Origin of the sequence: Streptomyces sp. NPDC088732 (assembly GCF_044751205.1) — a bacterium.
Classification (GTDB): domain Bacteria; phylum Actinomycetota; class Actinomycetes; order Streptomycetales; family Streptomycetaceae; genus Actinacidiphila.
Genome location: NZ_JBIVLI010000023.1, coordinates 153178 through 159177 on the forward strand (window position 1 = coordinate 153178; position 6000 = coordinate 159177).

A 6000-nucleotide genomic window follows, 5' to 3' on the forward strand; every position below is an offset into this window, starting at 1 on the left:
CTCCGCCCAGAGCACGCGCCGGTCCGGCGACGGTTCGGAGCGAATCGCGCGTATCCACTGGTCGGAGGTGAGCTTGGGCCGGAAGGTGTCGGCCGGCCTTGACCGCACCTGCGGATCAGGGTGCGCCACGGCGGCGTCGAGGACGGCGGGCCGGTCGCATCCGTGCAGGAAGCCCTCCTCTACATCCAGCAGCCGGATCAGCAGTTCGTCCGTCGCGGCCGGATTGGACCCGATCCCCTCCGCCCAGTGCAGCGGCCAGGCAGGTAGGCCGGGCACCGCCGCCCACACCTCGGCGCGCTCGGCCTCCGTCTCGAGCCCGGCGGCCGCGGCGGCCTCCTCCAGCCGCTCCGGCAGTCGGTCGAGGGCCGTCACCCGAGGTCCGTCCGCGCCGGGCACCTCGGCCAGCAGCACCTGCCCGTCGAGGGAGAGCGCCACGAACCCGGGGTCCCCGGTCAACTCCGGCACGCCGCTCCCTGCGTGCCGGACCCGGGTCCACCACGCGTCGTTGCCGCCGATCCGGTGCCTGAGGACGGCTACCAGGAACTCACCGTCGGCATCGCAAAGACGGTGCCACCATTCCGGATCGAGTGCTTGGCGGGCCGCTCCGTCCGGCGCCGCGATTCCCCGGGCGATCCGTCGGCCGGCCTCCGGCGGGAAGATGCTGCCCGGGCGTACGTTCTCGACGACCGTGAGCCCGGCGCGTGCGAGTAGTGCGTGGAGTTCCCTTTGGCGCTGCACGCCGTCATGATCCCCGCCGACTCGCGGTGGGACAAGGCCCGCAGCCCCGGGCCCAACCAGCCCTGAAGATGTCTCTTGCGCTGTTCAGCCCCTTCGGGGCAGGAGCAGTGCCGTCATGGTGGCGAGCAGGGAGGCGGCGGACGCGCTGAGGAACACCGCGTGAAAGGCGCTTTGCGTGGGGACGAGAGTCCCGTGGAAGACGGTCACGTTGGTGGTCAGGATCATGCCGAGCACTGCCCCGGACGAAGAGGTACCGAGTGACCGCATCAGGGTGTTGAGGCCGTTGGCGGATGCCGTTTGGGTAGCCGGTACGGCGGTCATGACCAGCAGGGGCATCGTCGAGTAGGCCAGCCCGACGCCGGCGCCGATGATGCAGGCGGTGAGCACGAGTCACCAGACGGTGTGGGTGAGTTGCAGGCCGAGCAGCCAGCCGAGCGTGACCACCGCACAGCCCGTCGCCAGGGTGGTGCGGGCGCCGAACCGTGCGGACAGGCGCGCCGACGGCTGTGAGGACAGCAGCATGACGAGCCCGGGGGGCGCCAGGTACAGGCCGCTGGCGAGCGTCGACAGGCCCAGTCCGTAGTGGGTGCCCTTGGGCAGTTGCAGTAGCTGACTCATCGAGTACGCCAGGGCGTAGGTGGCGTAACCCACCAGGACCGCGGTCACGTTGGTGACGAGCACCTGCCGACGGGAGGACACCCGCAGGTCCACCAGCGGATGCGGCTGCCGCCACTCCCACCGGCCCCACCAGGCGAGTACTGCTGCGGCGGCCACCAACAGGCCGTAGACGGGAGGGCTCGTCCAGCCCCAGGCCCCGCCCTCGGACACCGCGAGCAGCAAGGCGACCAGGCCCACGGCGAGTCCCACGGCTCCGCTGATGTCCATCTTGGGGGCCGACGCCGGGCGGGACGACGGGGGCACGACGGCTCGCACTCCTGCGAGCGCCACCAGGGACAGGGCCGAGAAGACCCAGAAGAGCAGGTGCCAGGTGACGCCGCGGATGAGCAGGGCCGCTCCCGGGAGGGCCAATGAGCTGCCGACGCCGACCATGGAGCTCATCAGCGCGATGGCCGTGCCGACCCGGGCGCCGGGCAGTACCTCTCTCAGGATGCTGATGCCCAGAGGGATCACGGCCAGCGAGCACCCTTGGATCGCACGACCGGTGATCACGACGGGCAGTGAGTCGCCGAGCGCGCAGAGCAGGGAACCGGTGAACAGGGCCATCAGCGTCCACAGCAGGACGCGGCGCTTGCCGAACATGTCGCCGAGGCGCCCGATGATCGGGTTCGCGACCGCTCCGGTCAGCAGGGCGGCGGTCACTGCCCAGGCCACACCGGAGGGGGAGGCGTCCAGCAGGTGCGGCAGCTGTGGGATGAGGGGGACCACGGCCGTCTGGGCCATCGATGTGATCAGTCCCGCGAAGGCCAGGGCAACGGTCACCAGCCCTGCGGCGGGAGCGGTGTCCGTCGTGCCAGTGCCGCGGATGCGGGTGCCGGGTGTGCGCTGGAGGCTTCTCATGATGTGGCTTGTCCTTCGAATCGGTAGGGGGAGGACGCAAGACGGTGCCGCGCGTCGCCTTCGGATGCGCGCGGCACCGTCTTGCGTGCGCCGCTGTCGGGCGGTGGCCTGCGCTCAGCGGTGTCCCACCGAATCGGAGGAGACGGCCTGGTGGATGACCTGCAGATCGGTGAATCCCTCCAGTGCCCAGTGGCCGTTCTCCACGCCGACGCCGCTCCACTTGATGCCGGCGAACGGCTGGTCGAAGGCCACGGCGGTGTGGGTGTTCACCCACGTCATGCCGGCCTCCACGCGCTCGGCCACGGCGGCGGCCCGCTCGGGGTCGCTGCCCCAGACCGAGCCGCCCAGCCCGAAGTGGGTCGCGTTGGCCCGGGCCAGCGCGTCCTCTGTGTCGCGGTAGCCGATGATCGGCAGCGCGGGCCCGAACTGCTCTTCGTCGACGATCCGGACGCCGTCGCTGACGTCGGTCAGGATCGTGGGCTGCCAGAAGTAGCCGTTGCCCTCCATCGGGCCGCCGCCGGCGGCGATGGTCGCCCCCTGGCGCACGGCGTCGTCGACCAACTCCGCGATACGGTCGCGCTGGGGCCGGTTCTGGAGCGGACCGTACTGTGTCGTGGGGTCCGTGCCGTCGCCGACCCTGGCCGTGCGGGCCAGCTCCGCGAATGCCTCGACGACCGCGCCGCGCAGCCTTTCGGGGACGTAGATGCGCTTGGGGGCCACGCACACCTGCCCGGTGTTGTGGAAGGCGCGCGGGAAGAGGCCCGCGGCGACAGTGGCCGGATCGGCGTCGTCCAGGATGATCGCCGCGTCGTTGCCGCCGAGCTCCAGCGTGGTGCGCTTGAGATCGTCGGCGGCGACGCGCGCGATGATCTTTCCGGTGGCGGTGGACCCGGTGAAGCTGATCTTGCGGATGAGCGGGTGCTCGGTCAGGGCGGCGCCGGCCTCGTTGCCGCCGCTGATCACGTTGAACACGCCGGGCGGCAGTACGCCACGCAGTACCTCTCCGACCTTCAGCGAGGACAGGGGTGTGTACGGCGAGGGCTTGAGCACCACCGTGTTTCCGGCGGACAGTGCCGGAGCGATCTTTCCGGCCCCGATGATCAGCGGGAAGTTCCACGGCGTGATGATCGCGGACGGTCCGAGCGGGCGGCGCACGATGTGCACCAGGGCCTCTTTGTCGTCACGGAGCACCTGGCGCTGGAGTTCCATGTCCGCGTAGTAGCGGAAGTAGGCGGCGGCCGTGGCGACCTCGCGAGCCGACTCGGCCAGCGGCTTCCCCTGCTCGGCGGTCAGGATCTGCGCGATCTCGTCCTGCGCCGCCCCCACGGCGTCAGCGGCGGCGTGCAGGGCGGCCCGACGCGCGGCCGGGTCCGACCGCCAGGCGGCGAACGCGTCGTAGGCGGCTTTCACCGCGGCGTCGACGTCCTCCGCCGTGGCGTCCGGGGCGGAGGCGAAGACCTCGCCGGTGGCCGGATTGATCACGGGTATGCCGGCCCGGATGGGATGGGCCTGGCCGGCGATCGTGGCCGTCAGGGGTGTGGCCGGCGTGAATGTGGACATGAGCGTCCCTCCTTGTGCGGTCGCGCCTTGATCGGCGATGACCTTGTACCGAACGAACTAGTTCGGAGCCTATGCACCGCGACGCTGTTTGTCCAGAACTAGTTCGTTCGGTGCGGTGGCGAAGCCGCTCGGGCGAGGCCCTTGATCAGGGGTGGAGCACCTGCACCGGCGCGCACCCGTCTCCGGGTGGACCCGCGCGATCGACGGCGTCCCGAAGCACCGCAACACAGGCTTGCCCACCAGCCCGGACAGCACTCTGCGACCGGAGCTGCAGTGACCGACGGAAGAGGAAAGCACGTCATGACGAAGGTGTGGTTCATCACCGGTGCCTCCCGGGGGTTCGGCCGTATCTGGGCCGAAGCCGCCTTGAGTCGTGGTGACCTCGTGGCGGCGACAGCACGGGACACGCGGGCACTGGAGGCCCTGCGCGAGAAGGCCGGCGACCGGCTCCTCCCGTTGCCGCTCGACGTCACCGACCGCTCGGCCGCGGTTGAGGCCGTCGACCGCGCGCACAGCTACTTCGGGAGGCTCGACGTCGTGGTCAACAACGCCGGTTACGGGTTGTTCGGCGCCGTCGAGGACATCGGCGAGGAGCAGGCCCGCCGGCAGATGGACACCAACGTCCTCGGCACGCTCTGGGTCACCCAGGCCGCGCTACCGCACCTGCGAGCCGCAGGGACGGGCCACATCATCAACGTCTCCAGTGTCGGCGGAGTCGTCGCATGGCCTCTCTTCGCGCTCTACAACGCCACGAAGTTCGCCGTGGAGGGCCTGAGCGAGGGACTCGCCAAGGAGGTGGCCGGTTTCGGCATCAAAGTCACCATGGTCGAACCGGGCTTCTACGCAACGGACTGGGGCCGCTCCTCCTCCGTCCAGGCACACCCTTCCCCGGCGTACGAGGCTCTGACCGAAGAACGAGCAGCCCTTGGCGCCTCCGTCCCGCAAGGTGATCCGACCGCCACCGCACCGGCCATTCTCGAACTGGTGGACAGCAGCGAACCGCCGCTGCGGCTCTTCCTCGGGGACGGGCCGCTGACGTTGGCGAAGGCCGCATACGCCCAGCGTCTCGCCGAATGGGAGAAGTGGAATCACCTCGCAGTGCTCGCCCAGGGCTCACAGGCCTGAGGAGGAAGCACCCAAGGCGTGGCCCGAGCGAACGGCGTGACGGCCGAACGTGGAAAGGCATCGCCGACCGCGTCGAGCGGTGCGTCCTCGCGCTGCTCGACGCGATCCGGCACATCAACAAGCGGCGAGTGCGCTGCAGATGCCTGTGAGGCAGAGCGCAGGCGTGCGGGGTGAGGTCTACCGGAACCAGGGCAGCTGCGATGTGACGTGCTGTCAGGGCTTCGAGGGTTCGTCCTGGACGATCCGGCTGACAGCGGTGACCACCGCGGCCCTCAATTGCTGCCATCGATCAGCCGACCATGGCGCGCCGCCGTCGGCGACTTGCAGGCCCAGTGGAGTGAGTGCCTGCACGTGCTGGATGGCCCAGTTGATTGCGTAGAGATCGGCGGGCGCGAGCGCCTGGCCTGGTTGCGCTTCCGCCAGCATGGCGAGGCGCTGCTGATAGTAGTCGAGCTCCGGCTGGGTGGGGGCGGGTCGCTCCAACTGACGCCACAGGGTCAGGCGCACTCGGTCGGGCTCGGCGGCGTAGTAGTCGAAGACGGCACCGGCCACCTGGGGGAGATCCTCGAAGGAAGCCTGCACCCTCTCCACGGCGAACCCCAGGCGCTCCGCGACCACAAGGTCGAACAGCTCCTCTTTCTTGCCGAAGTATTCGTAAATCGCACGCTTGTTCGCTTTTGCGTTCTCGGCGATCCGGTCGATACGGGAGCCGGCCAAGCCGTAAGCGGCGAACTCGCGGTAGGCCGCCTCGAGGATGCGTGCCTTGGTGGCGCTGGAGTCTTTGGGCATGCCGCGAGACTACCGAACGAACCAGCTCTTTCGTCTACGTTGAAGGCGTATGATTCGAACCAGTTCGTTCGGCAGTCGCCGGCAGCTGGCCTCGCCCCCGGCGTTGTTGCGGAACAGGGCGGACGCTTCGGTGCCGCAGGCAGCTTGTGCCTTCCCTTCCGCTTGCGGGAATGCGCCTATGAGCTCGTAACACGATCTTGCTCAGTCGCCGGCTTCGAAGTCGAGTCGCTGGGCGTCGTCAGGGAGCCAGGGGGCCGGGGGGCCGTTGCG

The 6000-nt window shown here is 69.7% G+C and carries 5 protein-coding genes; 1 reads left to right on the plus strand and 4 read right to left on the minus strand.

Annotated elements, in window-relative coordinates; genetic code table 11:
• Positions 1-822: 822 nt before the first annotated feature.
• The 3 genes from ACIP9H_RS32650 to ACIP9H_RS32660 all read right to left on the minus strand — a co-directional run bounded on the left by ACIP9H_RS32650 (position 823) and on the right by ACIP9H_RS32660 (position 3816).
• Positions 823-1125 (minus strand): hypothetical protein, encoded by a 303-nt coding sequence (locus ACIP9H_RS32650; protein ID WP_401596349.1) that lies wholly within the window; start codon positions 1123-1125, stop codon positions 823-825.
• A gap of 3 nt (positions 1126-1128) precedes the next feature.
• Complete coding sequence (locus ACIP9H_RS32655) at positions 1129-2256, minus strand: MFS transporter (protein ID WP_401596346.1); 1128 nt, start codon at positions 2254-2256, stop codon at positions 1129-1131.
• Positions 2257-2370: 114 nt separating this feature from the next.
• Entirely contained in the window at positions 2371-3816 is a 1446-nt protein-coding gene (locus ACIP9H_RS32660; RefSeq protein WP_401596344.1) for an aldehyde dehydrogenase family protein, read from the minus strand.
• 300 nt (positions 3817-4116) lie between these two features.
• On the opposite strand from ACIP9H_RS32660, the gene ACIP9H_RS32665 reads away from it, so the two are divergent.
• A complete protein-coding gene (locus ACIP9H_RS32665) occupies positions 4117-4941 on the plus strand; it encodes an SDR family NAD(P)-dependent oxidoreductase (protein ID WP_401596341.1) in 825 nt (274 codons plus the stop codon).
• Between the two features lie 213 nt (positions 4942-5154).
• Here ACIP9H_RS32665 and ACIP9H_RS32670 read toward each other — a convergent pair whose 3' ends face one another.
• Positions 5155-5730: a TetR/AcrR family transcriptional regulator gene (locus ACIP9H_RS32670; RefSeq protein ID WP_401596338.1), complete on the minus strand. Its 576-nt coding sequence runs from the start codon at positions 5728-5730 to the stop codon at positions 5155-5157.
• Positions 5731-6000 lie beyond the last annotated feature (270 nt).

Excerpts from the sequence above, each read along its gene's own strand:
- ACIP9H_RS32665 (WP_401596341.1), top strand. The coding sequence starts at position 4,117 with ATGACGAAGGTGTGGTTCATCACCGGTGCCTCCCGGGGGTTCGGCCGT.
- ACIP9H_RS32655 (WP_401596346.1), bottom strand. The coding sequence starts at position 2,256 with ATGAGAAGCCTCCAGCGCACACCCGGCACCCGCATCCGCGGCACTGGC.
- ACIP9H_RS32660 (WP_401596344.1), bottom strand. The coding sequence starts at position 3,816 with ATGTCCACATTCACGCCGGCCACACCCCTGACGGCCACGATCGCCGGC.
- ACIP9H_RS32670 (WP_401596338.1), bottom strand. The coding sequence starts at position 5,730 with ATGCCCAAAGACTCCAGCGCCACCAAGGCACGCATCCTCGAGGCGGCC.